28 protein-coding genes and 1 pseudogene are annotated in these 25,319 nt (G+C 54.0%); 15 read left to right on the plus strand and 14 right to left on the minus strand.

The annotated features are described in order from the left end of the window. Window positions 1–81: 81 nt before the first annotated feature. On the plus strand, window positions 82–504 hold the full coding sequence (locus tag PM3016_RS06485; RefSeq protein WP_014368835.1) for a tetratricopeptide repeat protein: 423 nt from the start codon (window positions 82–84) through the stop codon (window positions 502–504). Window positions 505–1,005: 501 nt separating this feature from the next. Here PM3016_RS06485 and PM3016_RS06490 read toward each other — a convergent pair. Continuing rightward, window positions 1,006–1,422, minus strand: a complete 417-nt coding sequence (locus PM3016_RS06490; RefSeq protein WP_014368836.1) for a VOC family protein — start codon at window positions 1,420–1,422, stop codon at window positions 1,006–1,008. A gap of 619 nt (window positions 1,423–2,041) precedes the next feature. Here PM3016_RS06490 and PM3016_RS06495 point away from each other — a divergent pair. Beyond that, complete coding sequence (locus PM3016_RS06495; RefSeq protein WP_014368838.1) at window positions 2,042–2,566, plus strand: DinB family protein; 525 nt, start codon at window positions 2,042–2,044, stop codon at window positions 2,564–2,566. A gap of 346 nt (window positions 2,567–2,912) precedes the next feature. Here PM3016_RS06495 and PM3016_RS06500 read toward each other — a convergent pair whose 3' ends face one another. Next, window positions 2,913–3,278 (minus strand): winged helix-turn-helix transcriptional regulator, encoded by a 366-nt coding sequence (locus tag PM3016_RS06500; RefSeq protein ID WP_013917093.1) that lies wholly within the window; start codon window positions 3,276–3,278, stop codon window positions 2,913–2,915. A 258-nt stretch (window positions 3,279–3,536) separates the two neighbouring features. Between PM3016_RS06500 and PM3016_RS06505 the strand changes: the two genes are divergently transcribed. The 4 genes from PM3016_RS06505 to PM3016_RS06520 all read left to right on the plus strand — a co-directional run bounded on the left by PM3016_RS06505 (window position 3,537) and on the right by PM3016_RS06520 (window position 6,379). After that, on the plus strand, window positions 3,537–4,067 hold the full coding sequence (locus tag PM3016_RS06505; protein ID WP_014368839.1) for an NAD(P)H-dependent oxidoreductase: 531 nt from the start codon (window positions 3,537–3,539) through the stop codon (window positions 4,065–4,067). A 114-nt stretch (window positions 4,068–4,181) separates the two neighbouring features. Further along, window positions 4,182–4,703 carry a GrpB family protein gene (locus PM3016_RS06510; RefSeq protein ID WP_014368840.1) on the plus strand — a complete coding sequence of 174 codons (522 nt, stop codon included), beginning with the start codon at window positions 4,182–4,184 and terminating at the stop codon, window positions 4,701–4,703. A 247-nt stretch (window positions 4,704–4,950) separates the two neighbouring features. Then, a complete protein-coding gene (locus PM3016_RS06515; protein WP_014368841.1) occupies window positions 4,951–5,931 on the plus strand; it encodes an aldo/keto reductase in 981 nt (326 codons plus the stop codon). Window positions 5,932–6,007: 76 nt separating this feature from the next. Then, a complete protein-coding gene (locus tag PM3016_RS06520) occupies window positions 6,008–6,379 on the plus strand; it encodes a MerR family transcriptional regulator (RefSeq protein WP_041619394.1) in 372 nt (123 codons plus the stop codon). Between the two features lie 125 nt (window positions 6,380–6,504). On the opposite strand, the gene PM3016_RS37085 is transcribed toward PM3016_RS06520, so the two are convergent. Further along, window positions 6,505–6,621, minus strand: a complete 117-nt coding sequence (locus PM3016_RS37085) for a hypothetical protein (RefSeq protein ID WP_013917098.1) — start codon at window positions 6,619–6,621, stop codon at window positions 6,505–6,507. Window positions 6,622–7,006: 385 nt separating this feature from the next. Between PM3016_RS37085 and PM3016_RS06525 the strand changes: the two genes are divergently transcribed. Beyond that, window positions 7,007–7,963 carry a VOC family protein gene (locus PM3016_RS06525; protein WP_014368842.1) on the plus strand — a complete coding sequence of 319 codons (957 nt, stop codon included), beginning with the start codon at window positions 7,007–7,009 and terminating at the stop codon, window positions 7,961–7,963. Window positions 7,964–8,102: 139 nt separating this feature from the next. On the opposite strand, the gene PM3016_RS06530 is transcribed toward PM3016_RS06525, so the two are convergent. The 3 genes from PM3016_RS06530 to PM3016_RS06540 form a co-directional block, all read right to left on the minus strand. Then, complete coding sequence (locus tag PM3016_RS06530) at window positions 8,103–8,423, minus strand: luciferase domain-containing protein (RefSeq protein ID WP_013917100.1); 321 nt, start codon at window positions 8,421–8,423, stop codon at window positions 8,103–8,105. A gap of 7 nt (window positions 8,424–8,430) precedes the next feature. Continuing rightward, entirely contained in the window at window positions 8,431–9,819 is a 1,389-nt protein-coding gene (locus PM3016_RS06535; RefSeq protein WP_014368843.1) for an MFS transporter, read from the minus strand. A 63-nt stretch (window positions 9,820–9,882) separates the two neighbouring features. Beyond that, window positions 9,883–10,467, minus strand: a complete 585-nt coding sequence (locus tag PM3016_RS06540; RefSeq protein WP_014368844.1) for a TetR/AcrR family transcriptional regulator — start codon at window positions 10,465–10,467, stop codon at window positions 9,883–9,885. A 190-nt stretch (window positions 10,468–10,657) separates the two neighbouring features. Here PM3016_RS06540 and PM3016_RS36725 point away from each other — a divergent pair, with 190 nt between their 5' ends. The 7 genes from PM3016_RS36725 (at window position 10,658) to PM3016_RS06570 (ending at window position 14,414) form a co-directional block, all read left to right on the plus strand. After that, complete coding sequence (locus PM3016_RS36725; protein WP_051044960.1) at window positions 10,658–10,882, plus strand: DUF1048 domain-containing protein; 225 nt, start codon at window positions 10,658–10,660, stop codon at window positions 10,880–10,882. Window positions 10,883–10,940: 58 nt separating this feature from the next. Continuing rightward, on the plus strand, window positions 10,941–11,111 hold the full coding sequence (locus PM3016_RS38465; RefSeq protein ID WP_014368845.1) for a hypothetical protein: 171 nt from the start codon (window positions 10,941–10,943) through the stop codon (window positions 11,109–11,111). 272 nt (window positions 11,112–11,383) lie between these two features. Next, entirely contained in the window at window positions 11,384–11,704 is a 321-nt protein-coding gene (locus PM3016_RS06550) for an ArsR/SmtB family transcription factor (RefSeq protein ID WP_013917103.1), read from the plus strand. Window positions 11,705–11,723: 19 nt separating this feature from the next. Next, window positions 11,724–13,016 carry an arsenic transporter gene (locus PM3016_RS06555; protein WP_013917104.1) on the plus strand — a complete coding sequence of 431 codons (1,293 nt, stop codon included), beginning with the start codon at window positions 11,724–11,726 and terminating at the stop codon, window positions 13,014–13,016. A gap of 32 nt (window positions 13,017–13,048) precedes the next feature. Then, entirely contained in the window at window positions 13,049–13,471 is a 423-nt protein-coding gene (gene arsC, locus PM3016_RS06560) for an arsenate reductase (thioredoxin) (protein ID WP_013917105.1), read from the plus strand. Between the two features lie 24 nt (window positions 13,472–13,495). After that, window positions 13,496–13,963 (plus strand): ArsI/CadI family heavy metal resistance metalloenzyme, encoded by a 468-nt coding sequence (locus PM3016_RS06565; protein ID WP_413783337.1) that lies wholly within the window; start codon window positions 13,496–13,498, stop codon window positions 13,961–13,963. Window positions 13,964–13,979: 16 nt separating this feature from the next. Next, entirely contained in the window at window positions 13,980–14,414 is a 435-nt protein-coding gene (locus PM3016_RS06570; RefSeq protein ID WP_013917107.1) for a protein-tyrosine phosphatase family protein, read from the plus strand. A gap of 116 nt (window positions 14,415–14,530) precedes the next feature. Here the strand turns inward: PM3016_RS06570 and PM3016_RS06575 are convergent, their stop codons facing one another. The 8 genes and pseudogenes from PM3016_RS06575 to PM3016_RS06610 form a co-directional block, all read right to left on the minus strand. Beyond that, window positions 14,531–15,652 carry a flavin-containing monooxygenase gene (locus tag PM3016_RS06575; RefSeq protein WP_014368846.1) on the minus strand — a complete coding sequence of 374 codons (1,122 nt, stop codon included), beginning with the start codon at window positions 15,650–15,652 and terminating at the stop codon, window positions 14,531–14,533. A gap of 17 nt (window positions 15,653–15,669) precedes the next feature. Further along, complete coding sequence (locus tag PM3016_RS06580) at window positions 15,670–16,215, minus strand: ArsI/CadI family heavy metal resistance metalloenzyme (protein WP_014368847.1); 546 nt, start codon at window positions 16,213–16,215, stop codon at window positions 15,670–15,672. 318 nt (window positions 16,216–16,533) lie between these two features. Continuing rightward, a complete protein-coding gene (locus PM3016_RS37090; protein WP_014368848.1) occupies window positions 16,534–16,992 on the minus strand; it encodes a MarR family winged helix-turn-helix transcriptional regulator in 459 nt (152 codons plus the stop codon). A gap of 144 nt (window positions 16,993–17,136) precedes the next feature. After that, window positions 17,137–19,035: an ABC transporter permease gene (locus tag PM3016_RS06590; RefSeq protein ID WP_013917110.1), complete on the minus strand. Its 1,899-nt coding sequence runs from the start codon at window positions 19,033–19,035 to the stop codon at window positions 17,137–17,139. Next, window positions 19,010–19,780, minus strand: coding sequence for an ABC transporter ATP-binding protein (locus tag PM3016_RS06595; RefSeq protein ID WP_013917111.1), 771 nt, complete (start codon window positions 19,778–19,780; stop codon window positions 19,010–19,012). The genes PM3016_RS06590 and PM3016_RS06595 overlap by 26 nt, the downstream gene beginning before the upstream one ends. Before the next feature lie 86 nt (window positions 19,781–19,866). Next, a complete protein-coding gene (locus tag PM3016_RS06600; protein ID WP_014368849.1) occupies window positions 19,867–20,874 on the minus strand; it encodes a sensor histidine kinase in 1,008 nt (335 codons plus the stop codon). A gap of 70 nt (window positions 20,875–20,944) precedes the next feature. Beyond that, window positions 20,945–21,630, minus strand: a pseudogene (locus tag PM3016_RS06605) (response regulator). A 222-nt stretch (window positions 21,631–21,852) separates the two neighbouring features. Beyond that, window positions 21,853–24,159, minus strand: a complete 2,307-nt coding sequence (locus PM3016_RS06610; RefSeq protein WP_014368851.1) for a helix-turn-helix domain-containing protein — start codon at window positions 24,157–24,159, stop codon at window positions 21,853–21,855. A gap of 259 nt (window positions 24,160–24,418) precedes the next feature. Between PM3016_RS06610 and PM3016_RS06615 the strand changes: the two genes are divergently transcribed. Continuing rightward, complete coding sequence (locus tag PM3016_RS06615; RefSeq protein ID WP_014368852.1) at window positions 24,419–25,279, plus strand: copper amine oxidase N-terminal domain-containing protein; 861 nt, start codon at window positions 24,419–24,421, stop codon at window positions 25,277–25,279. Window positions 25,280–25,319 lie beyond the last annotated feature (40 nt).

Below are 25,319 nucleotides of genomic sequence, written 5' to 3' on the forward strand. Positions count from 1 at the left end.
GCAAAGTCAAAAAGCAATAATGCGTTGCTGGTAAAGAGGTGAATACCTGCAGCGGCTTCAAATCGAATAGGAGAGATGGCGATGCAACTTTCAGATTCCACCCATGCCGAGGTTACCGCGCTATGTAAACAAGGCGATGATTTGATTAGAGCAGGCAATCTTGAGGCGGGCAAGAATATGTACATTGCGGCCCTCCGATTATTGCCGGAAAATCATCGAGAATGGGAGGCCGCAACGTGGATATATGTGGCTATTGGGGATGTCCATTTTCAGATGAAGAATTATGACAAGGCATTCATGTGCTTTGTTAATGCTGCACAGTGTCCGAAGGGGTTGGGGAATCCCTACATTCATCTTAGGCTAGGACAATTGTATTACGAACAGGAAAAGCTTGAAAATGCGGCAGACGAGCTGACCCGGGCTTACATGGGTGCCGGGATTGTAATCTTTATGGAAGATGACCCGAAGTACCTTGAGTTTTTGGAGACAAAAATAGAGATTTGAAGTTCCAGGGAAGTAGTAAATTCTGCTGCGCTTCGGATCGCTGTGGGAAAATAAGTAAAGGAGCCAGAGTGCACCCGATTGGGTGCACTCTGATTTCACTGAATAGATGATACGAAGAACCGTATTATAAATAACCGTTAAGCTATCGAGGAACGTTAGTTGAATACAGATGTATGGTGAAACGCCGCGGCATACAGTTAATAATGGTTACTTAAGCGCAGCTGCAGGATCGATTTGTTGAATACTATATAATAACAGAGGATATGGCAGGTGTAAGTTTCATTCGTGTTCAATCTAAAGACGGCAAAGAGAAGACTTGGATCAACCTGGATGCTGTTGAGATGATCCGGAGAATTGGCCCCACCGATGGTGGGGTCTCTTCTCGTTCTGTTGGTTCCATCAACAACGGTTTCGCGGCTTAGTTGTTAAGCTGACAGGCAGGATAGCTCCAGAATTCAAGTCCTGGCGTGAGGTATTGCGAATTATTGCTCTCCGTTAGTCTTAACCTTTTGCCGCATCCATGTTCATGTAGTTAATAGCCCACAGATGGCCGTCCAAGTCCACGAAGCCCCAATGATACATGAACCCATGATCTTCAGGTTCAGCGTGCAACTTCCCGCCCAAGGAGACCGCGGTATTCACGATTTCATCGACCTTTTCCCGGCTCTCGAAGGCCAAAGCGACCGTCATCTGCGCATACTTGCTCGTATCGACGGATTCCTTCTCCGTGAGCGTATTAAAGAATGCTTGATTGATCAGCATGACCTGCAGGTTGTCGCCGATCACAATGGCTACCGAATTCTCGTTCTCGGGGAATTGCGGATTGAGCTCGAATCCGAGTCCGGTGAAGAACGCTTTTGATTGCTCTACGTTTTTTACAGGCAGGTTGAAGCTCGTGAATGCGGACGTTAATGCCATTTTCAAAACACCTCTTCGTCAAATAGATTGTGTTCATTTATGCCTTCGTTTATATAGACGACAGCCAATCCGGGAAGTCATCGGTCTCATGGATTCGGATTGTGCAGGGATAAAGATCGAACCTCTCTAAAAAGGAATTCGTCTGAATATATGACAATTAAAGGGTGGGTATCGAGTGACGGAATGAGGAACGGTATGGAAATTAATGATAAAACCGAAGTGCGAAAGAAAAAGTTCGAAACCGTGTGCAGCTCACCGCGCAGCAAGCCTTCTCGATCAGATCGCGACAACCCGGTTAATTCACAGCTTGCCGGCGAGATTCTGTCAGGCTGTTCAGCTAAACATTCCTGTATAGCCTAAGAAATATCGGCTTTGTCAAAAAAAGGAGCGCCTCGGTATGATGGGTATAGTCCAATTCACCATCAAGGAGGCGCTCCTTACTATGAAGTTTAAGCAGATCGCCACGCGGCAGCTGCTCCCTTCTTCATTGAAGTAACGAGCAGGATAATTCCAATAATCTACAGACTTCACACGGATGGACGTTGGATGTCATGCAGATGCGTGATAAAATCAAAGGGAATATAAGGTAAGAGATCTGGGATGATGGAGGTCGACGGTCATGCAAACGATTCGAAACTTGTTCGCACACTTGGATTGGGCGAACCGCGAGCTGCTTGAGGCACTGCGAGCTGCACCTGCGGAAAAAGCTGAAAAGGCATCGATTCTGTTCCTGCACGTGCTCCTAGCGGAGCGCATCTGGCTGACCCGTCTTCGAGGTGAGAGCAGCGAGGGTCTCTCCGTATGGGAGGACCATGCCGATCCTGCCGCTTACGCTGCGCTGATCGAGGCGAATGGGAGCGGCTTCCGGGCTTGGCTCGACGCCTTGCCCGAAGATCGCATAGATAAACCTATCGCGTATCGCACTATAGCCGGAGCACCGTTCGAGTCGTCCCCGCGGGACATATTGATCCATGTAGCCCTGCACGGCCAGTACCACCGCGGGCAGATCAACGCCGCGCTCCGCGCAGGGGGGGGGAGCCGGCCGCCGTGGATTACATCCTGTACGCGCGGCTTGGTGCAAACGTCTGACCCGCATAATACGGAAACAGTTGGCCATTGCGCTAAACATTCCTGTATAGCCTAAGGAATCGGCTTTGCCAAAAAAGGAGCGCCTCGGTATGATGGGTTTGTACACCATCAAGGAGGCGCTCCTTTACTATGAGATGTAAGCAATCGACGCACATGGCCAAGGAAACCCATGTCCACAAGCCACCCATTTTCGGGGGATCATCCTTTCCAATCGGCAGCCTTGCCTTCCAGAACACGGCAGGGAGTCCATGCTCCAAAAGGGCATAGACCCATCCATAAACGAAATCGGTCTCCACCCCTTGTTGCTACTTGTATCGGTCAGTGAGGGACGGATTTGGCCGGTGTCGATATTCTTACTCAGTTCAATCAATGCGGCCAAGGGCGACAGCACGAATTTGCATTTAAACCGAGCTCTCATCCCTTTGTACGTCGCTTCGCATAAACTCGAGATGATTAAAACCCCAGGTGCACATGTCGCGCAGCACAGCGCTTAACGATTGTCCGTGCTCGGACAGCATATATTCGACCCTGGGCGGAATTTCCTGATAGACGCGGCGGATGAGCAGGCCGTCACGTTCCATTTCGCGCAGTTGATTGGTCAGCATGCCCTGAGTAATGTTAGGGAGCATTCGCCGGAGCTCTCCAAACCGTTTTGTTCCCTCATGCAGCAAAATAAATAAAATGAGCGGCTTCCATTTGCCCCCGATCACCTGCAGTGTGGCGATGATCCCTTGCGTAGCCACCGAGTCGCGAATTCCCTCTGGCATTGATCGCCCCTCCTGTGTGTCATTTTCCAAATCCATCCTAATGCTACGTTACCAAATAAATCAGAATTGCACCAGTATGACGTTAGAACGTACTTAGTACGTTTATGCGTACTAGTTGCCGCTTTCCCAGTTGCCCTGCTAGGTACGCCGTACCAGACTTACGCAGAAAAAAGAGAGTACTTTACGGGTCTCGTCATTCCTGACAATAATGGGGGTGTAGATCGCGATGCTACGAATCAATCGAAAAGGATGATGAGCATGAAAGTAGCTGTTATCGTAGCACACCCTGATTTAACAAAATCCCGGGCGAACCACGCCTTGGTACAGCAATTTCACGCGCAAAGCGGCGTAGATGTCTATAACCTTTACCACGAATACCCTGATTGGCGTATCGAAGTTTCAAAGGAACAACAGCGATTACTGAAATACGACCGGATTGTGCTGCAATTTCCGTTCTACTGGTACAGCTGCCCGCCTCTGCTCAAAAAATGGTTCGACGACGTGTTTACCTACGGCTGGGCTTTCGGTACAGGCGGTGAACATCTGAAAGGCAAGGAATTTCTCGTCGCCACGACGATTGCAAGTCCGGAGGAGTCCTACCAAACAGACGGGGATAACCGGTTTACGATCGAAGAGCTGCTGCGACCGATTGAACAGACGATTGTCAAATGCCACGGCGTTTATCTGCCCTTTTTTGCGATCTATGGGGTCGAAAAACTGACGGATGCCGAGCTGGCGGAGCAGGCTTCCAGGTATGCGGGCTATATTCAGACTCCCGCGTCGAATTAATTGAAAGAAAACACCAAGGCATCGACCGGCTGCCTTCGCTGTGCTAACTGGCAGGTAATTTTAACATTATATGAAATATATATGAGTATAACCTGTGTCTGTAGGAGGAGTTTTATGAAGGTTAGACTCAGTGAATATAGCGAGAATTGGACCAGGCTTTTCCAAGAGGAAGCTGACTTCCTGATGACGATATTTAGGGATGAGATCCTGCAAATTGAACATTTTGGGAGCTCCTCAGTTCCCGGTTTAAAAGCTAAGCCTGTCATTGACATGATATGTATTGTGAAAAATATCAGTAATGTTGATTTGTTTAACGATAAAATGCACTCCCTTGGTTATGATGTTGCTGGGGACTGGGGGATTCCGGGAAGAAGGCTATTCCGCAAAGGTGGAGAAAACAGAACCCATCACATTCATTTTTATCAGGCAGATAATCCCCAAATCGAACGGCATCTTATATTCAGAGATTACTTGAGAAGTCATCCGGGAGAAGTTGCAAGATACAGCCGGTTCAAGGAAGAATTAGCTCAACACTTTGAAAACACAAGCGAATATAGTCCAGCAAAGAAAGCCTTTGTAACGAGAATGGAGCAGCTTGCACTTGCATGGTTTGCAGAAACTCAACAAAGCATCTAGCTCCTCGCGAACATTAGATTACAATCGCATCAACAAACTATCCGGGAACGTTAGTTAAATTCATCATGGAGCAGTTTTGCCTGGCGGCAGCTGCTCCATTTTTATTAAAGGGCAGTTACGTTAATACGGGCAGCAGCTAATGATTATGATCATATTTAAGCTTGACTTGGAGTTCACTCCAGAGGTTAAGCTGGAGATGAAGTGTTCGTAATAGCAACGAATTATTTGGAAGCGAGGAAATAACCTGATGGAATATATGAAGCTTGGAAATACCGGCTTGGATGTATCGAGGCTTTGCTTGGGCTGTATGGGGTTTGGCGAGAAGGGCAGATGGATTCATCCGTGGGTGCTGGATGAAGAGAACAGTCGTCCAATAATAAAAAAAGCTCTAGAGCTTGGAATCAACTTTTTCGATACTGCAAATGTATATTCAGACGGGACAAGTGAGGAAATAGTAGGACGGGCGCTGAAGGACTTTGCCAATCGGGATGAAATCGTTATTGCCACAAAAGTGCACGGCCGCATGCATAAAGGCCCCAATGGTTCCGGGCTATCTCGAAAGTCAATCATGAGTGAAATTGATAAAAGCCTGAAACGTCTGGAAACCGATTATGTCGATCTGTACCAGATTCACCGCTGGGATTACGATACGCCGATTGAAGAGACAATGGAAGCCCTGCATGATGTGATAAAGGCTGGGAAAGCACGGTATATCGGTGCTTCGGCTATGTTTGCGTGGCAATTTTTGAAGGCCTTACATGTTGCCGAGAATAATGGATGGACCCGGTTTATTTCGATGCAAAATCATTTAAACCTTATTTATCGTGAAGAGGAGAGGGAGATGCTTCCGCTTTGCAAAGCTGAGAAAATTGGTGTCATACCATATAGTCCGCTTGCCGGAGGAAGGTTGACTAGAGATACAAATGAGACCACACATCGCTCCGAAACCGATCAAATTGCAAAACAAAAATATGATGCTACTTCTGATGCAGATCAGTTGATTGTGAATCAGATCGCTGCTATTGCGGAACTACGCGGAGTTTCCCGAGTGGAAATCGCGCTTGCCTGGTTGCTGCAAAAAGAACCTGTAGTAGCCCCGATAATCGGTGCAACAAAAATATCTCATCTCGAAAATGCGGTAGCTGCACTTTCCACTAAATTAACCGCAGAGGAAGTTGCTTTGCTAGAGGGGCCGTATATTCCTCATCCGGTAGTTGGTCCACAGTAATAGTTGCTTCACTCTACAGAAGGACAGCCCGCGATCACTCCAAAGGACTATCAACGGGGAAAGGTGAATGGGTATGATGTCAATCGCGCAAGTGAGTAAAAAATTTGATCTTTCGCAGGATACTCTCCGCTATTATGAGCGTATCGGACTAATCCCTCGAGTGAATAGAAATAAAAGCGGAGTTAGAAATTATTCAGAAGAAGACTGTAGATGGGTCGAATTTGTCAAATGTATGCGAGGTATAGGTCTCCCTATTGAAACATTAATTGAGTATGTTAAGTTGTATCAACAAGGTGATGATACTATCGAAGTGAGAAAAGATCTCCTTACCGAGCAGCGTAAGCTATTATTAACCAGAATGAACGAGATGAGCGTTGTGTTAGAACGAATGAATGAAAAAATCCTGAGATACGAAGAGACATTTAAGCTATCGAGGAACGATAGTTGATTAAACCTATGACGGCAGCCGGCCTGATGCTCTGCTGCCGTTTTCTCAATGAATAACGAGCCGATTCCGTGGGAGGATCCAAACTTATGTATTAAAAAGCGCCCATGGATTGGGCGCTTAAGAAATTAGATAAATGCACGAGAAATGATTACGAGCAGGATGAAGAGAACCAGGATAACCCCCGTGCTCGTCAGTCCGCCGCCGTAACCGCCGCCTGCACCAGTTCCGCCTGCATAACCCATAGTTGCCGCCTCCCTTCGGTTCAGCTTCAGCATATTATGAACAGCTGTGCTGCCTTGATTGGACAGAGTTCGGAATTGTGCTTTGTTACCTGAGTAAGCCACAGGTTCCAAGGCTGATGTACTTTCATAGGATGTACTGTTGTGTAGGATCACAGCCAGATCACAACACTCATAGAGCTCCATTCGGAAATCAAAAATAGACGGTTGCCAATCGCGTACCGTCTATTTTTGCCGCGTCAGCCGGCTAAGATGATCGGCTGCCTTGCTCCATTAAAGTAACGGGTAGATAAGTTCCAATATATGTTATTATAAAGCTGTATGATCAATAACTCGAAATGATCCTATGTAATTCATAACTAATCAGGACGAGGCGGGAGGATGCACAATGGGGACCGAAATCACAAAAATTCACCATGTGGGGCATGTCGTCTACGAGATGGAAACTACGCTGGAGCTTTACCGGAAGCTGGGTTTCGTGTGCCAGCCACCGGCCTATCCGATGGTCGCTGAGAAAGTAGGCGAGACACCTAAACCATTTGGAGCAGCGAATGCGCATATCAACTTTGAGGATAACTTTATTGAAATCGTGACAGTTGTACAAGAAGGCACAGAAATTCCTCAAGACGCACATTGCGTGTCGTTTTCTGTCCCCCCAGCCGCGCTCCCGAGTGTTATCGCTTCGATTAAGAAGACTGTTAACAAGATATCACGCTGTCTTGCACGTTTCGAGGGAACTCATATAGTGGTCTTCTGCTCTTCCGATGTGACTGCCTCAGCGGCTCGTATGGACCATGAGAGAGTCGGACATGGCAATGTAAATACTGTGCAGCGTCCTGTGGAGACGCAGTCTGGTACGCAGCTGGCTCCTGTACGCTTGTTAGAAATTGAGGATGAACAAGTGTCCGAAGGAAGGTTGGCTTTCGCGGAAGATCAATCACAGGACACTTTGCGAACAAGGATCCGTACGGAACATCCGAATGGGGCGCTTGGGGTAGCGGAAGCGATATTGTGTGTTCAGGATGGAGAACTCGACACCTATGTATCGCGCTACCGATTATATTTGGGAATTGAATCTCGAACAGAGAAGGGGCTAAGTGTTTTTGATCTCGCTGGCGGGCGAATGACAATTATTCCCGAGTCCCGTTTAACGAATCTGCTCCCGGGAGAAACTTTGCCTTCTTTACCGGGCTTTGTTGGATATGCAGTAAAAGTAAGCAACCTTTCTATTACCCAAAGGTATCTTGAAGCCCATGAGTTTCCGGTAATCGAGATGGGGACAGGAGATATTTTTGTACCGGGCGCCTCGCTTCATGGGACGGCACTTATATTCAGGCAAGGCTGAGCGCCAGAAGCTCCTATATTGGAAACTACCCATATTACGCTCGATAGCACAAAGACCAGGGGGGCAGTTCGCCTCGCGGCAGCTGTTCCGGACCGCCCAACGGCGGTCCGTTTTATTCCCAACGTATCCGAGCCGTCGACTACGCGTTGGAAGAGACCAACAGGTCATACTTGAACCGAAGCAGTTCGAGCGCGCTGCGGACGTCCGTCTCCGTGAACAAATGAACCGAAACCCAGTTCGATTCCGGCAGCACGTGGTGTGGTACCGCTTTGCCGAGCCCGATCGCTTCGTCCCGTGCAGCCTTCGGCAGCAGCAGATCGACGAGAGATACGCCGTGCATATGGCCGATTTCCTTCCCGTTCACAACGAATTCCGTCCCGCCGAACCGATGCGGCCGAAGCGCCACGCCGGGCCAGGAACGAACCGTTTCGACCAGCGCCGTTCCGTCCAATTTTGTCATGACGCCTTCACCTCCCTTCGGCCGACAGCCGCGGTTCTGTCAGCCGGCCCGGACGGAACCTCATCCGGTAATACGCCAGCAATCCCGCGTGAAGGAGGAGGAAGCCCAAAAACAAGTTGGCGAACATCCCGGCGTTCGCGCCGGCGGCGAGCGGATTCCAGCCGTGCACATCCATCTCAAGCAGCAAGCCGTAGACGCTAGCAGCCATGCCGCCGACGATAAAATTCGTCATCGTAAACAGCCCCATGCCGACGCCGGCCTGCTCTTTCGATAACGTCTTGGACAGCGAGTTGGAGACGGCGACTTGGATGAACGTCTGGCCAACGCTGCCGAAGATCAGGAACAACGGAATCGTCCATACGGGCGCCGCGCCGGAAAAGGCGGCGAGCAGCGCGAAACAGAGCATCAGCAGCCCGGATGCGAGCGTGTACAAGCTGGAGTCCCCCCTCCGGTCCGCCAGCTTCCCGCCCGTGCGGCTCAGCGCAAACGAAGCGAGGGCGGCCGGCACGAGCGCAAAGCCGATCCATTCGGAGTCGAGCCCGTAGACGTCGGCGAGCAGCACCGGCGGCAATAACGCCATGCCGCTCGCGACGCAGGAAATCAGGGCCGTAATCGCTAATCCGCCCGCGTAGCTCCGGTTCCGGAACAACGCCGGCTGCACGAACGGTTCGGGCGCGGTCGCAAGCCGCCAAACGAGTAAGCACAGCGTTAGGGCTGCCGCCGCAAACAACCGCCCCGACCAATAGGTCGCGCCGAGCAGCGCTAGCGCGACCGTCCCGGCAAGCAGCGCGGCACCGGGCCAATCGATCTTCCCGGGATTCGGGGCGGGATCGTCGTTCACGTACTTTCGGAAAAACGGCACCAACGCCAAAACGAGGACGGGCGGAACGAACAACCAGCGCCAATCCAGAACGGCGAGCAGCAGTGCGGCTACGGCGGGTCCGAGTGCGGTGCCGAGCGCCAAGCCGGCTGCGGTCATGCTCATCGCCCCGCCTCGCCGCTCCGGTGGAAAGTAACGGATCGGAATGAGCATTGCCGCCGCCGGAACGACCGCCGCGCCGGCCGCCTGCAGGAGACGGCCGGCCAACGCCTGCCAAAACGCCGTAGACGCGAAGCCGACCAGCGAGCCGGCGGCGAACGCGATCAGCCCGAACGTGAGCAAATGTTTCAGGCGGTATCGGTTCGCCAGCTTTCCGTAAATGACGCTTCCGATCGCATAAACGAGAAGATAGCCGGACGAAAGCCAGCTCGCCTGGGCCAAGTCGATCTGAAATTCCGCTCTCAGTTCCGGCAGCACGATGTTAAACATGAGTACGCTCATCGCGCTGAAGACGGCGGTGAACAGCATGACGCGCATGATGCGCCGGCCGGCGAGTTCTTTGGATGAAATCTGCATGAGGACAACATCCTTTCCTTTCAATGTATGCAAGTACTTACTTACATCCTGGGCAAGAAAAAACTAGGGAGCCAGCGCCCTAGCGAAAAGATCGACACTCCGCTCGATAAACGTGTCAAGCGTAACGTCCGAATTCGACGACTCCACCAATTTGCTGCTGAACGCCCCCAAATTCATCCACATGAACGACATGGCCGTAACTTCCGGATCGATCGGAGCGATTTTCCCTTGTTCAAGGAGCGACGAGAAATAGTTCGTCAGAAGCTTCTTTAGTTGGACCGGATGCTGCGAAGCGTGCTTGAGCACTTCCTCGGGAAGCCGGCTGCCGCCCTTTTGCGCGATATCGATCAGCTTCCTGTTCCGGTTCATAATCACATGGTACGTTCGTCCGACCAACATCAAATCTGTCCGTACGTCCCACGTCATCCGCTCGTTGAACAGCTTCGTCATTTCGCCGGCGTAATGGTATCGTTCGAACGCGGCGACAAGCAGCGCCTGTTTGCTGCCGAAATGCCTAAACAGCGTCACTTCGCTGACTCCGGCCGCTGCGGCGATCTCCTTCGTCGTCGTTCCGTCGTACCCTTGTTCCGCGATGAGGTCGATCGCCGCCAATATCAATTTGTCTCTGGTGCCCACTGTTTGGTTCACGAGTCGTCCCTGCCCATTCCTTTTGTAAGTACTTACTTACATGTAATTATTCACAATTCAGTTCAATTTGTCAAGCCCGCAACGTCACGATATCGCTGCGATCCGGTCAGGCGGCACGAAGTGATCGACGATGCCCGCCGAATGACTGTTCAAATAAATGATTGAGAGCAGGCGTGAATACAAGCAGCAGATGGCAAGGGTGAAGGCCCAACTGTTTGAGGCTGGTGCGGCGGACGGCAAGCCTGTTTGGGAGATTACTGGTGAGGACGCGGCTGCGTTCTGCGAAGAGCATTTGCGCAGCGCCAGCACATACACGGACGCAGCCTGCGAAGCAGGGTCTTCGAACGTCATCCATGCGGTTAAATGCGATGCGGCCGCGACTGTCTTTTTTCATAATAGGGGTAGTTCTGCGTAATATGTGTAAAATAAACAGGGAGGGGATAAAAAATCATCTTCCGATGAGGTAAGAAGTTATGAAGGATCAATTGCATGAGATACAGCTTCAGGATGCGCAGTTCGAGCTCGAAAGATGGGTAAGCAGCGCGGTTTTTACTTGGCAGTGGTGGTTCATGCTGGCGTTGCTCATCATTCCGTGGGTGATTTTAGTAAAGGTAATGGATCGGGAACGTGCTCACTCTATTTAGTGTTTTGGTTTTATGGTCCTGATTATCACTTCTTTTGTAGACGATCTTGGTGCTGAAGTGGGGATTTGGGTATATCCGATTAAGTTAGCTCCTTCGTCCATTACTGGAACATCCCAAGGGTGGGATAGGTGCGGCTTAGACAAACGGCAGATAGCTTGATTCCATCTTGAACGGCAGTAAGCCAAAAAAACTCTTTACATATAAGCAAGTAGTTATATAATAATATACAGATTAATTGGGCAGTATGAGGTGCGAAAGAGGAGGTGTCAGTCATGCAATCCATTCCACAGATGGCGGAGGTATTCAAGCTGCTTGGAGACAAATCCCGTCTGTCCATTCTTGCCTTACTTAAAGAAAAGTCATTATGCGTCTGCGAGATCGTCGAGATCATGGGACTAAGCCAGCCCAACGTAAGCCAGCATATGAGAAAGCTTAAGGACGGCGGCCTGGTTACCGAAACGCGTAAAGGCCAGTGGATCTACTACTCCTTGTCCATTGAAGACAAGCCTTATTTGCAGGAAGTATTCCGGCATCTCCCTTCGCAGAAAGAAAAAGTGGATGCGCTGAACTGCTCGGATGACTGCTGTGTTTGATATCGCTTAGGGGGGACTTATGGTTTACGCTGCGAGTTTGATTTTCCTGGTCACACTGGTTTTTGTTATTTGGCAGCCCAAGGGCCTTAATATCGGCTGGTCCGCCATGGGCGGCGCTGTGCTTGCACTGCTCTTCGGAGTGGTGAGCTTCTCGGACGTACAAGATGTAACACTCATGGTATGGAATGCCACGCTGGCTTTTGTGGCGATTATCCTGATCTCGCTGCTGCTGGATGAGATCGGCTTCTTCGAATGGTCAGCTCTGCATATGGCCCGGCTGGCGAAGGGGAACGGCATGTTGATGTTTATCTACGTCATCCTGCTGGGCGCCGCGGTGGCCGCACTGTTTGCCAATGACGGTGCTGCTTTGATTCTGACCCCGATTGTGCTTGCCATGGTACGGGCGCTCAAGTTTGATGAACGGATGATCCTGCCCTTCATTATGGCCAGTGGATTCATTGCAGACACGACTTCGCTGCCGCTCGTCGTAAGCAACCTGGTGAACATCGTTTCCGCCGATTATTTTGATATCGGTTTTGTGGAATATGCCAGCCGGATGGTGGTTCCCAATCTCTTCTCATTGGCTGCCAGTATTCTGGTGCTGTATTTGTTTTTCCGTAAGAGCATCCCGGCGCAGTACGATGTGCGGCAGCTGAAGGAGCCCCGGGAAGCGATTAAGGATCCAAGATTGTTCCGCTTATCCTGGGTGATTCTTACCGTCCTGCTGGTGGCATATCTCATGAGCGAGTTTACGGCGATTCCGGTTTCCATCGTGGCCGGAGTGGTCGCTCTCTTCTTTATTCTTGCGGCCCGCCGCAGTCCTGTCATCGAGACCAAGCGCGTCATCAAAGAAGCTCCCTGGGCCGTCGTTGTCTTCTCCATCGGGATGTATGTGGTGGTGTACGGACTCCGGAATGTTGGGTTAACCGATCACCTGGGGAATCTCATTGTATCGGTTGCCTCCCAGGGCTTATTCGCGGCGACGGTGGGAATGGGCTTCATTGCGGCCATCCTGTCTTCGATCATGAACAACATGCCGACGGTCATGATCAATGCGCTGGCCATACAGGGGACCGCAACCGAGGGCGTCATTCGGGAAGCCTTGGTATATGCGAATGTCATCGGCTCCGATCTCGGACCCAAAATCACGCCGATCGGTTCGCTCGCTACCCTGCTCTGGCTGCATGTGCTCTCCCGTAAAGGGGTTACGATTACCTGGGGCTATTATTTCAAGATCGGTATCATCCTTACGATTCCGACACTCTTCATTACATTAACCGGGCTGTACCTGTGGCTCCGGCTAATTGCATAAATCCAATTCAAATGAAAAGAGGAACATGAACCATGGAAAAGAAGCTCGTTTACTTTTTGTGTACCGGAAACTCCTGCCGCAGCCAGATCGCGGATGGCTTCTTGAAGCAGCTCGGCTCCGACAAGTATGAGGTGAAGAGTGCCGGACTTGAAGCGCACGGCCTCAATCCCCGCGCTGTGCAGGTGATGAAGGAAGCCGGTGTGGACATCAGCGGGCATACGTCGGATGTGATTGACCCGCAGCTGTTAAACCGGGCCGACTATGTCATCACCCTCTGCGGCCATGCGGATGAACACTGTCCCGTCATCAGCAATAAAGACGTAGTCAAGTGGCATTGGGGATTCGAGGATCCGGCCAAAGCGACAGGGACGGAAGAGGAAGTAATGGCCAAATTCCGCGAAGTACGGGACAGCATCAAGCTAAGAATGGAACAGTTTGTGGCGGAAGGGAAATAAGCCTGACAAGGGGGTTCTTCGATGATTCAGCGTATGCATGTGGCGGTAAACTGTACGGACCTGGAACGTTCCCTCGAGTTTTACCGCAGTTTCTTTGGTGAGGAGCCGGCCAAGGTTAAAGACAACTACGCCAAATTTGAGCTGAGCCAGCCCGCACTGCACTTTTCTTTGAACGTTCGTCCGTTTGAACGGGGAGGGGTGCTGAACCATCTCGGGTTTCAAGTCTCCAGTACGGAAGACGTGCTGCAGATGGGAGAGAGGCTTCGGGCATCCGGTCTCTTGCTGAAGGACGAAATGAATACGACCTGCTGCTATGCGGTGCAGGATAAGGTCTGGGTCTACGATCCGGACGGCAATGCGTGGGAAATATTCCATACCAAAGAGGACTCGGAATTCGAGTCTGCGGGCGAAGAGAGGGATCTCTCCCTGTGCTGCTTGCCTCCTTCGGCACCTGTAGCGGTGGAATTCACATCATTCCGAAAGAAATCATAAGGAGCATCGAGCTGACATGACTACATCTTATCAAGCTTTAGTGGAAGACCGGATTTACCTCGGAGGCGCCGCCGATGTAAAGGATATGATCACGGAATCCGGCTGCAATGTCATTGTGGATCTGCGCGAAGAGGCGACAGAATGTGCCTTCCCGGGGACGGAAGCTGCATGGGTGAAGGTGGGGCTGGGAGATCATGCGGAGGTGCCTCAAGAAGAACTGCTCCAAAAAGCGATCGACGAAGTGGTGCAGGCTTACCGCAGCGGAAAAACCGTCGGGTTTCACTGCGGCGGAGGCAAGGGCCGGACGGGCGCTGTAGCAGTCGGAACCTTGATGGCTCTGGGAAAGGCTTCGAGCCTGGAAGAGGCCGAGCGGAAGGCCAAGGAAATCCGCCCGGTCATCGGCATCAAACCTCCGCAGAGAGAAGCATTGGAGAAACTGTTCGGGAAATAAACAAGAAGAGCCGCGTTCCTTGCGGCTCTTTTGCTTTTTAGAGCAGGAGCTGTTTCTCCATCATGACATCAACAAAGCGGCCGTCCAGTGTATCAATCGACAGATCACGAGCTCCATTATAGGCGCAGCGGAGTTTTCCTTCCTGATTGGCAGCAGCTTCTCTTTTGAAAGGGAGATGGGGCTACGTTTAAGTGCAGCAGCAGCTCCTGTACAACCGTCTTGGCATCGGGACCGGCTCCTCTTATCGTCGCGGAGGCGAGGGAGCTTTGCCAGGGAAGGCCCACGAAGTAGAGACCCTTGCAGTTCAGCGAGATTCCATGCTTGTGAATAGGCGATCCGCTCTCATCCAGAACGCCGGGATCGATGAGGTAGGGGAAGCTGGGAACAAATCCGGTAGCAAAGATAACGGTATCCAGGTCTTCATATGAGCCATCCTCCCAATAGACGCCTCTCTCGCCAAAGCTCTGAAACATGGGGCGCTGCCGCAGTGTCTTAGCTTCGATAGCTGCCTTGTACCTTCCGGTGTCCAGTACGCCGGAAGACCGGCTTTGGAGCAGCCATTTGCCCAATCGGGACTGATCTAACCGGAGCAGATGAGTCCAATAGTGAATGTCTCTGCCCAGGAATACCTGCGGAGTGAACTGGACCGGCCTTCTTGTGGCAAGCGTCACCTCAGCAAGCTGGGCCAGCTCGTATGCGATTTGGACAGCAGAGTTTCCGGCACCCACCACGGCGATGCTGCGGCCGCGGTACTCTTCCGCATGACGGTAATGGAGCGAATGCAGGACAGTCCCCTGGAATTGCTTCATCCCGGGAAGGGAAGGAAGGTAGGGCTTCCGAAAAGGGCCCGAGGCGCATAGGACCGAGCGTGTCTGCAGGATCTCTTGGCCGGCTGTGGTGAGGCGGAACAGCTCCCCTTTCTTTTCGACACGCTCTACACGGGTATGGTAACGGACCGGGAATTGGAAGTGATCGGCGTAGGCTCTGAGATACTGAACGACTTCATCACGGCTGGGGTATTTCTCCGGGTCCCCCGGGAAGGGATATCCCGGGAGAGAGGAGTACCGTGCAGGGGAGAACAGCTGCAAGCTGTCATAATAATGAGCCCAGGATCCGAGATTCCCGCTTTGCTCGAGGACCACGAAGTCCAGTCCCTCCCGCTGCAGGAACCAGGCGGAAGCCAACCCGGACTGCCCTCCTCCGATAACGACGGAGTCATAGATGATTTCCTGCGTCATAGAAATCTCCCTCCCGGTTATCGGGAACAGCCGCAGCTGCCCCCAACCGACGGTGCAGAGGCTTCCTGTGGAGCTCGCAGGGAATCGGCACAGCAACCGGAGGAAGCCGCAGCTTCAGCGGCCGGCTCCTTCTCCTGGGGGATCGGAGTGCAGCATACGGAGGGTGAGGGAAGGGAACGAGCGTCCGCCGACTCGAATTCGGCATCCGCTTTGGTGTAGAAGACTTCCCAGGCGTTGCCTTCCGGGTCCGTGACCCAAATTTTATCCTGTACGGCATAGCAGCAGGTTGTATCCATCTCATCGACAGAGAACAGCCCGGCGCTCTCCAGTCTTTCTTTGGCGGCGAGCACATCTTCCTTGCGGCTGACCTGGAATCCAAGGTGGTTGAGCACCCCCTGATCCGCATACGGACGGACGTTCAAGGAGAAGTGAAGGGGCGGCTCATCCAGTTCAAACTTGGCATAGTTCTCTTTGACTTTGGCCGGCTCCGCATGGAACAGTTTGGTGTAGAATGAAAGGGAGGCCTCCAGATTCCTGACGTTAAGCGCGACATGCATTCTCATGTTACTTCATCCTCTCATTTAATAATAATTGAAAAATGCAACTAAAGATCAGGTCTCAAGTCAGCAGCAGGCTGCACAGCACACAGCGGGTGTTTTCTGCGGGAGGAGAGGTCTTAAGGAAAAGCGAGCCCAGGCTGCTGTCTTCCTTTCGGAGGGGGAGGGGATTCCTTTCCACGCGTGTCGGGATGCGTTCTCGATTTCTTGCTGCCGCTGCTGCATAAAGCACTCTGTCAGGGACCACGTTGTATTCATCACGGTTCATCACTCCTGTTTGCTAATAGTTGAAAAATGCAATTATATGTTGAAAAAGAACTCCTCTTAAAGAGGAGGGGTGCAGCAGTTAGGGCTTTGACTCATGGCGATACTAAGCAGATGGAGGCTTTCCAAAACTTGATCGCGTTTGTCAGCTGGGACATGTTTGAAGATCTCCTGGACGTACTCCTCCATGGTGCCCGCAATGGTCTGAGCTTGCGCTTCCCCCAAGGCTGTGAGGGAGAGAACGACATACCGGCGGTCGTTGGGGTCGGGAAGACGGCTTACCAGATCCGATTGCACTAATTGCTGGACTTGCCGGCTGAGCGTACTGGTATCCACACAGAGAATCTCCCCCAAATCATTTAGTGAAATATTGGGGCGTTTGTGGAGCTCATAAATAACGTGGCTCTGAAGGACCGTAATGCCGCAGCATTGGGCACCGTCCTTTTGCAGTAAACCAAATCGTCTGACCAGAAGCTGCAGTACTTCTCTCACGTTTACGTGCTGTGGTAAAGATTTCATTGTTATCACCTGAGATAGTTATAACATGAATCAGTTGATCGTTGCAATTATTATTTTTTGCAGCATTTGGGATTACCAAAGCGCGTACACGAGCCGCATAGGGTAATCCCGGACGCCAACGACAATCTTCGGAGGGCCGGATCCTTATCCGCTCCTTGTTACATTGGCAATATACCGCGTACGGATCAGGAAGAAGTAGGCTGTCTGGATCAGTGCGAACGAGCCGATGACGGCAGTCGACTCCACAACAAGGCGGTACTGGAACAGGTTCTGCAGCGCCGTTAAGGCAACCGCCCCATGAATGACCGCGATGAGGATCGGCACGAAGAAGAGGATCATCAGCTGTTTGGTCAGGATGCCGGAGAGTTCCCGGTCGCTGAGCCCGAGCTTGCGGATGGCCTGGAACTTGCGTCGATCCTCGTCCAGATCCGTGTAGAGGCGGAAGTACAGGAAGCTTCCCGCTCCCACGAAGAACACCATTCCGATGAAGAATCCGACGAAAAGGATGGCGCCGTAGCTCTGATCCGCTTCGTAGAGCTCATAGTCGGTGCTTTGGTATTTGAATTTTCCGTTCCCTCTGTCCTGCTCCAGCAGATCTGACAATTGGTTCCCCAGATCCTTGAGGTTCCCGGCTTGCTTGACATCGAACGCATAGAAGTGCTCCTGCTTCTCGGCTTGAAAAGAACTCTGCAGCTCATCGAACAGCGAATCACTGACAACGTAATATTCCTGGTACAGCGGTAGGGTCACGGATTGGATGCGCTGCACCGGTACCAGACTCAGCATGGTTCCGGCAATCCGGACGGATGAGCCGTCAGATGAAGGGATGGAGGCTCTGCCGCCGTAATATACAACAGCCGCTTCGTCCCCGGACACTCCGGCTTGCGGCTCTCCGGCCGCTTCAGCTATTCGATTGAACTCGGAAGCACGTACGAATACGGCGGACTTCCCATTCTCCAACCGGCCGTACCTCATCTCCGCCTCCAGCACCCGGTAGTCCAGCTTTGCTTCTGCGAGTGCCTGTTTGACCGCCTCTACGTGCTTTCCGGCCAGCTCCGCCGGATTCCCTGCCCGGGAATGATACTCCATGGCAAACGGATTCTCTCTCTTCATCACCTTGGTGTACATGGATTTGAAGCCGACGAGCGAACCGATGGCGGAGAAGGCAACGGCAGACAGAATGGCGACCATGAAGAACGTCCAGGCATTATCCCGCATCCGGTAGGACAAGTCGGAGAACAGGATGAGGTTGGTCCTTCTCCAGAAGAAGAGGCGGTTGGAACGCGCTTTGTGGATGAGATAGACACTAAGCTGGGTGAACAGCAGGTAGGTGCCCACGGTAACGATAACGGTGACCGGAATCAATGCGCTGACAACCAGCGTTCCCTTCACCACCAGCGCGAGGGTATACCCCGCAGCGAGCAGAAGTGCTGCGGACCAGGCCAGGAAGCCTGAAGCCTTCGGCTCCGGCTTGGGCTTGGCCGTTCCTTTAATCAGCTCGATCAGCTTATGGCCGCGGAGTACCGATACCGTGAACAGGGAGATGCAGATGAACAGCACCATGAAGGCCGCAAAAGTCAAGAGAGCCGGCACGAAGGGCAGGTAGAAGGGCAGCGTCTTCTCCAGCCGCAGCACATTCTGGGCCAGCAGCAGGATCAGCTTGGAGAACACCAGCCCGAGCCCTATGCCGAACACGGTAGCACCGGCCCCGATCAGCATATTCTCCATAAAGACCATCCGCCGAAGCTGCAAGTTCGTCATCCCGTGCATGATCAGCACCCCGAATTCCCTCTTGCGGGTCTTCAGGAAAGAGCTCATCGAATACAGGACGAAGAAGAAGGAGAACACATAGATGATGGATTCCGCAAAATGCATGGATATGGTCACATTGGAGTGGATATTCCCCTCTTTCAGCTCCGGGTGGAAAGCGAACATGGAATAGACGAAGAAGACCATCACCGAAAAGGAGCTGCTCAGAAAATAGGCCGCGTAGATCCGGCGGTTGCGAAGGACATTGTTAAACGCGAACTGACGCAAGGTCATGCGCATGCCCTCCCAGCAATGACAGCATATCGATAATCTTCTGGAAGAATACCTGACGGTTGTCTCCGCGGTGAATTTCGTTATAAAGCTGTCCGTCTTTGATAAAAATCACCCGGTGGCAGTAGCTTGCCGCCAGTGCGTCATGCGTAACAAGCAGCGTGGTCGTCCCTTCCCTGGTATTGATCTCCTCCAGAGTCAGCATGACATCCTTGGATGATTTGGAGTCCAGATTGCCTGTCGGTTCGTCGGCCAGCAGCAGACTGGGCGAGTTAATGATGGCCCGGGCGATCGCCGCCCGCTGGGCCTGACCTCCCGAGATCTCATAGGTCCGTTTCTCCAGGATCGGCGTGATGCCTAGACGCTCTGCCAGCGCCCGCACCTTCTGCTCCATAACGGATACCTTCTCCCCGTCCAGCGTCAGAGGCAGCACGATGTTCTCTTCCACCGTCAGCGTGTTCAGCAGGTTGAAATCCTGGAAGACGAAGCCCAGTTCCCTGCGGCGGAATTGGGCCAGTGCATTGAGGCCCAGCCGGTGGGGAATCTGGCCGTTAATATAAATGCTTCCGCTGGTGGGACTGTCGATCGTGGATACGAGGTTGAGCAGTGTGGTTTTTCCGCTGCCCGACGGACCCATCACCCCTACGAATTCCCCGCGCTCCACCGACAGCGAGATATCCGTCAGCGCTCTGTGCGTCACGCTGCCCTCGTATATTTTGCTTGCATGATCTACCTTCAAAATCTCCATGGTTCCTGACTCCTTCCTTTCCGCCGGCATTCGGTATGGCTGCCTTCAGTGTACAGAAAGGCGGGAATGCTTCCTATCGATTGGCCTTACAGTTTCCTTACACGGGTGTAAGGTTCAATCCCTTGGAACCGGATGCGGACCGTCGTCCCTTGACCGGCCTCGGATTCCAGTTCGACCGGGTGCTGCAGCCGGGCGCAGATCCGCTTGACGAGATACAGGCCCATCCCGGTGGATTCCCGGAAGGTTCTTCCATTCTCCCCCGTGAAGAAGGGGCGGAACACCCGCTTCATGTCGGAGGCGGGGATGCCTACCCCTCTGTCGCGGATCTCCAGGATAATCTCTTCTCCTTGCCTCACGGCCGCGAATGTAATCTTCTCCCCGCTGCCGGCAGAGTATTTGATTGCGTTGCTCAGCAGCTGGCTGAGCACGAACCGCATCCACTTCACGTCGGTCTCCACAGTCAGGTCCTCGTCAATTCGGTTATCCGGGAACACCCCGCTGCGGATGAACAGCCGCTTGTGCTCGTGAATCACCGATCCTGCCAGCTCCCGCAGCCGGGCCGGCTCCACCTGCATGTCCTGCTCCATCGATTCCAGCCGGGCTGCATACAGTACGGTCTCCAGTCCCCGGTCCAGCCGCTCCGCCTCCTCCCGGATGTTCGCAGCCTGCTCGTCCCGCCGCTCCTGAACGGTGAGGTGGATGACGGATAGAGGGGTTTTCATCTGGTGCACCCACTGGTGGATGAACGTCAGATGCTCCTGTTTCCGGTGCGCTTCCTCCTGAAGCTGCTCCCGGTAATGACGGTACTGCGATTGGAGCAGCTCGCCGAGCGCCTGAGGCACCGGAGCCTTGCCTGCCGGGCGGACGGACTCATCGAGCGATTCCAGGGGGCGGGAGAGCCGGGCGTAATAATCGCGGTGGGTGGCATATTTGTATACCAAATAGGCGGCGAGCACGAACAGGCCGAGAAACATCGCATAAAGCCCTGTCTTCCAATCACGGAAACCGTCCAGTACATAAACCAGCAGAACCAGTGTCAATTGGATCATATGGACGGCGATCAGCACCAGATGGTCGCGTAGAAACAGCTTCATGCGAGGTCTCCTCCGGATGGTTTGTTCATAGACCTCTCCTGAGTGCCCCCGGCAGGGGGTGTCCCGGTCCCTATTCGCTCCTGCAGCCTGTAGCCGCCCCCCGGATAGTCTCAATGCCGTCCGGGACGCCGAGCTCCAGCAGTTTCTTCCGGGCCCGTGCCACATTCACGTTGAGCGTATTCTCGTCCACGTAGGTCTGCTCATCCCAGAGCAGTTCCAGCAGCTCTTCCCGGGCCGTGACACGGGGATGCTGTCTCATGAGCGCTTCCAAGAGCACGGCCTCCTTCCTCGTCAGCACAACCGACTGTTCCCCGCTGTGGAGCTCCAGTCTTTCCGGATATAAGGTAAGTCCGGCCTTCTGCACGATCTTCTCTTCCGTCTGCGCGGCATATTCGCCGTATACACGTCTTAGCTGGCTGCGGATCTTGGCGATCAGCACCTCAATCTGCAGCGGTTTGGTGATATAGTCATCGGCTCCGTACTCCAGTGCCATCACCTGGTCCATTCCCCCCGAGCGGGCGGAGATGAAGATGATGGGGCAGGTGGAGACGCTCCGGATCTGCCGGCACCAATAAAACCCGTCATACTGCGGCAAATTGACGTCCAGTAATACCAGATGGGGGGCCTGCGCTGAAACTGCCCCAGCACCTGACCAAAATCCTCAACGATCACGGACTGAAATCCGTACCTTTGCATATGGCTTTGGAGAAGCTCCGAGAGCTTCGTGTCATCCTCGCAAATCATGATCCTATAGATGGCAGATTCCTCCTGATCCTAAGCTTGTGCTTTAGGGGCGCACCTAGAAAAGTTTCTCATGGTCCGCTGCATCTGACAACCACCGCAGGTCGGGTTTTTCTCATTCCGGGAGATATGTCCAAAAGAAGCTATGCCAAAAGAGGGCTGCCATGAGCATGGCGGCCCTTCGATCTGGGGGAGAGGCTGGGGGAAGCGGACGCTAACAGCGGGACCGTTCAGCCGTTACATGGCCTGATCCTCCCGGTCTCCCCTCCGTGCCCGGAATTCGCTGGGGCTGAGCCCGAACGCTTCCTTGAACTTTTTCGAGAAGTAAGCCGGATTGGCATAGCCGACGAGCAGGGCAATCCGCTCGATCTGCGTATCCGTCGTGGAGAGCAGCGTCTTCGCCCGGTTCATCCGCTCGGACGTTACGTAATCCACGTAGTTGATGCCGGTGGCGGCCTTGAACATCCGGCTGAGATAGGCGGGATTCAGGGACACCTGCTCCGCGGCGGCGTTCAGGGACAGATCATCGGCCAGGTGGGCGTCGATGTAGGCTTTCACCTTGTCGACCGTATAATCGGTCCGGGCGGCGGTTCTCTCGCGCAGCAGCGCGGAGGCCCGGGCGGCGGCGAGGCCGAGCCAGCGCTGCCACTCGGCCAGATCGCCAGGGGTGTGCGGCTGCAGCGACAGCTCGCCGGTCAGCACCTCTTCGGGGGCCAGATGCACCTCGAAGAGGTACTGCCGGTAGGCGTGCAGCGCATCGCCGGCGCTCTGGCGGGCGTAGGCCGCGCTGAAGCCGCCGGTGCGCAGCTGCTCCGCCCAGTCGGCGAGCAGGCGTTCCGCCAGCGGCACGTCCCCGGCGCGCAGCGCCTTGACCCACTGGGCGAGCCAGCTGCCGTCCAGCGCCCGGCCGCTGCGCTCCCGCTCCAGCCACTCCTTCCCGTGGAAGAGCTCCCGGGAAGGAAACAGGAAGCGGTACTGCAGCATGGCTTCGGCTTCGCGGAAGGCGAGCGCGGCGCCGGCCGCCTCCTCCAGCCAGCTGCCGACCGCCGCGGCCGCCACCACGCTGAAGTGAGCGCAGGTGAACGACTGCAGCGAATCGATGCGGCGCAGGAGGGGAGCGGTGTCCGGCTGCCGGGCCAGGACGAGGGCGCTGACGCCGCGGCCGGAGGCCTGCACGCCGAGGCAGACAAGCTCGCCGGTATTCATGTCCTCGAACTGCTCGATGAAATGATAGAGCAGGAATTGGCGGTTCTCCACTGTGAGGCGGGAGAACGATAGCTCGTCGAAGCGGAAGTGGACCGCGCTCCAGTAAGGCGGCGGCGCAATGCCGAGCAGTCCCAGCAGGCCTTCGAGCTCGGCCGGGGGAACCGGGGAGCCGCCGAGCAGGTTGGTCACGAGGCTCTGCTTCACCAGCGGCAGATTCGCCTGCAGCGTATGCTCGAGGCGGGTGACCTTCACCGACAGGTTGTCGATCAGGCCGTTGATCTGCAGCACTTCGTTCTCTTCCCTGCCGCTGCGCTGCGGGCTTCCGTCGCGGAACAGGTCTCTGGCCCGCTCCGCCAGCGAGCGGATCGGGTGGTAGATCCGTGCCGAGAACAGGCACGAGAGCAGAATCCCGAGGCCGATGGCGGCGGCGCCGATCGCCAGCAGGGTCAGGGCGGCGGTATCGCGCCCGCGGTAGAAGTCCCCGAGCGGCGTCAGGCCGGCCAGCTTCCAGTCGGCATGCGGCAGGGAGACGTAGGTCAGCATGTACGGGCTGCCGCCGATCGTCTCCAGGAAGCTGCCGGAAGGTGCCCCGGCCGCACGGAGCCGCTGAAGGACTTCCGAAGGAAGTTCCTCCTGCATCTCTCCGTAGAGGGTGTGGGGGCCGGCGACGAGGAGCGAGCCATGCTCGCTCAGGGAAGAGCCGCCCAGCTGTCGTGCGAGGGCCTCCGCATCGGCACGGATGACCACATAGCCCTGATTCGTTTCCCCGGGCACATAAGGATAAGAGGCGGCCAGGATAATCTCGCCGGCCGCTCCCCCGGAGAGCAGCGGGGCGCTATCCAGCCAGAGCAGGGAGCTCTCCGAGAAGTCCATCCCGTCGAGCCATTCGACGGCGGGCCAGGGCTCCGAGCCCTGAAGCTGCCGGTATCCTCTTTCGGAAGAGATCAGCATGCGGTTATGTTTGTAATACATATCAATGGAGCGGATCGTCCCTTCGCTCACCGACGCCAGATACTGCAGGTAGCTGTGGGCTTCGCCGATCTTGGCGTTATGCTGCTTCACCGGATTCGTGAAAAAGAAGAGAACGTGCTCCGCGTTCAGCTTGTTCACGGTGAGCTCCGCATACGTTTTGACCATGCGGTCGAAGACCTGGTGGCGCAGCGAGGAGCTGACATTCTCCAGCGTGACTTCGTGCGCTTTTTCGATCTCGCGGTTGAAGTGGTTCGAGAAGTAGAGATAAGATGCGATGCCCATGAAGATGGCGGTCAGGATGATCAGAAGAATATAGGAGAACACGAGCCGGTGGAATATCGTATTGAAGCGTTTGTGAATCCGCATGGTTCCTCCTTCGGAATGCTTCGGGCCGGCCCGGGGGAAGGCCCATCTGGGGATTCCTTCATTATAGCGGAAGGGAATGCTGCGGGATTTTAAGATATCGTGAAGGCAGGGAGAGGAGACTCCATCAGCGGGAGTTTGACTTCCATCAATAGGAATATGCGTTTGTGCCCCGCTTACCCCTCGAAAGGATCGCTGGAGAACGAATGGATTAGTGAGCTTGACACCCTACATAAGGTAGACCTCAAAGGAGAGACAAATGATGAAAATGAACAAGCCATGGATGATCACCGCTTCGGCGATCGTCGCTACCAGCCTGATGACCGGTTCCGCTTTCGCGAAATCGGAGAACGGCAGCTCCGCAAACGCGGCAGCCTCCGCTTCGGTACAAGCGACTGCAGCGAAGGAAGAGAAGGATGCCAAGGTGAAGGCGGACGCTACGGTAACTTCCGATACGTACGGCGAGCATGGGCACCAGGGCTACAAGGGCCTGCTTAATGCGATCGAGAACGTGAAGGACAAGCCGGCGGGCGCAGTCATCGCTGACCTGCTCGTAAGCAAGTACGGCAGCCAGCTGACGGCTGAGCAGAAGGCTGAATTCGAAGCCCTCGTAGAGGCCGATGCAGCACTGACGGCAGCAGCTGACGTGCTTGACGCTCAAGGCAGCGTGACGGAAGCGGTATACGTCCAGAAGGAAGCCGTTAAAGTCAACGTGAAGAACATCGACTCCTACAAGAAGCTCGGCAAGCTGCTCGACAAGTCCGGCCAAGCCGGCGTGAAGCTCTACGTGAACGGCGAAGAGCCTTCGATGGAAGTTCGTCCTTTCATCCGTGAAGGCAACACGCTCGTGCCTTTCCGCGCGATCTCCGAAGCCCTGAAGGCGGAAGTGAGCTGGAACGCGGAAGAGCGCTCCGTAACGGTAACCCGTGACGGCATCACCGTGAAGCTCTTCATCGACAGCAAGACGGCTTATGTGAACGGCGAAGAAGTGACGCTTGAAGTGCCTGCAGCAATCGAGAACGGCAGCACGGTTGTGCCTGTCCGTTTCGTGAGCGAAGCCCTCAAAGCTACGGTGAAGTGGGAAAACGAAACGAAGTTCGTCGTGATTTACGAAGAGCAGTAATCGATAGGCTGCAGTAAGGAAGGAGCCCTGCCGGATGGCA

Origin of the sequence: Paenibacillus mucilaginosus 3016, assembly GCF_000250655.1 — a bacterium.
Taxonomy (GTDB): domain Bacteria; phylum Bacillota; class Bacilli; order Paenibacillales; family NBRC-103111; genus Paenibacillus_G; species Paenibacillus_G mucilaginosus.

Bases quoted from the DNA above. Each gene is read 5' to 3' on its own strand.
- PM3016_RS06515 (WP_014368841.1), top strand. From the start codon at position 4,951: ATGGAATATATGAAGCTTGGAAATACCGGCTTGGATGTATCGAGGCTT.
- arsC (WP_013917105.1), top strand. From the start codon at position 13,049: ATGGAAAAGAAGCTCGTTTACTTTTTGTGTACCGGAAACTCCTGCCGC.
- PM3016_RS06595 (WP_013917111.1), bottom strand. From the start codon at position 19,780: ATGGAGATTTTGAAGGTAGATCATGCAAGCAAAATATACGAGGGCAGC.
- PM3016_RS37085 (WP_013917098.1), bottom strand. From the start codon at position 6,621: ATGGGTTATGCAGGCGGAACTGGTGCAGGCGGCGGTTACGGCGGCGGA.
- PM3016_RS06600 (WP_014368849.1), bottom strand. From the start codon at position 20,874: ATGAAGCTGTTTCTACGCGACCATCTGGTGCTGATCGCCGTCCATATG.
- PM3016_RS06495 (WP_014368838.1), top strand. From the start codon at position 2,042: ATGCAAACGATTCGAAACTTGTTCGCACACTTGGATTGGGCGAACCGC.
- PM3016_RS06490 (WP_014368836.1), bottom strand. From the start codon at position 1,422: ATGGCATTAACGTCCGCATTCACGAGCTTCAACCTGCCTGTAAAAAAC.
- PM3016_RS06610 (WP_014368851.1), bottom strand. From the start codon at position 24,159: ATGCGGATTCACAAACGCTTCAATACGATATTCCACCGGCTCGTGTTC.
- PM3016_RS06535 (WP_014368843.1), bottom strand. From the start codon at position 9,819: ATGCAGATTTCATCCAAAGAACTCGCCGGCCGGCGCATCATGCGCGTC.
- PM3016_RS06555 (WP_013917104.1), top strand. From the start codon at position 11,724: ATGGTTTACGCTGCGAGTTTGATTTTCCTGGTCACACTGGTTTTTGTT.
- PM3016_RS06580 (WP_014368847.1), bottom strand. From the start codon at position 16,215: ATGAGAATGCATGTCGCGCTTAACGTCAGGAATCTGGAGGCCTCCCTT.
- PM3016_RS06510 (WP_014368840.1), top strand. From the start codon at position 4,182: ATGAAGGTTAGACTCAGTGAATATAGCGAGAATTGGACCAGGCTTTTC.
- PM3016_RS06500 (WP_013917093.1), bottom strand. From the start codon at position 3,278: ATGCCAGAGGGAATTCGCGACTCGGTGGCTACGCAAGGGATCATCGCC.
- PM3016_RS06485 (WP_014368835.1), top strand. From the start codon at position 82: ATGCAACTTTCAGATTCCACCCATGCCGAGGTTACCGCGCTATGTAAA.
- PM3016_RS06615 (WP_014368852.1), top strand. From the start codon at position 24,419: ATGAAAATGAACAAGCCATGGATGATCACCGCTTCGGCGATCGTCGCT.
- PM3016_RS06520 (WP_041619394.1), top strand. From the start codon at position 6,008: ATGTCAATCGCGCAAGTGAGTAAAAAATTTGATCTTTCGCAGGATACT.
- PM3016_RS38465 (WP_014368845.1), top strand. From the start codon at position 10,941: ATGAAGGATCAATTGCATGAGATACAGCTTCAGGATGCGCAGTTCGAG.
- PM3016_RS36725 (WP_051044960.1), top strand. From the start codon at position 10,658: ATGGCAAGGGTGAAGGCCCAACTGTTTGAGGCTGGTGCGGCGGACGGC.
- PM3016_RS06575 (WP_014368846.1), bottom strand. From the start codon at position 15,652: ATGACGCAGGAAATCATCTATGACTCCGTCGTTATCGGAGGAGGGCAG.
- PM3016_RS37090 (WP_014368848.1), bottom strand. From the start codon at position 16,992: ATGAAATCTTTACCACAGCACGTAAACGTGAGAGAAGTACTGCAGCTT.
- PM3016_RS06570 (WP_013917107.1), top strand. From the start codon at position 13,980: ATGACTACATCTTATCAAGCTTTAGTGGAAGACCGGATTTACCTCGGA.
- PM3016_RS06530 (WP_013917100.1), bottom strand. From the start codon at position 8,423: ATGACAAAATTGGACGGAACGGCGCTGGTCGAAACGGTTCGTTCCTGG.
- PM3016_RS06505 (WP_014368839.1), top strand. From the start codon at position 3,537: ATGAAAGTAGCTGTTATCGTAGCACACCCTGATTTAACAAAATCCCGG.
- PM3016_RS06550 (WP_013917103.1), top strand. From the start codon at position 11,384: ATGCAATCCATTCCACAGATGGCGGAGGTATTCAAGCTGCTTGGAGAC.
- PM3016_RS06590 (WP_013917110.1), bottom strand. From the start codon at position 19,035: ATGACCTTGCGTCAGTTCGCGTTTAACAATGTCCTTCGCAACCGCCGG.
- PM3016_RS06525 (WP_014368842.1), top strand. From the start codon at position 7,007: ATGGGGACCGAAATCACAAAAATTCACCATGTGGGGCATGTCGTCTAC.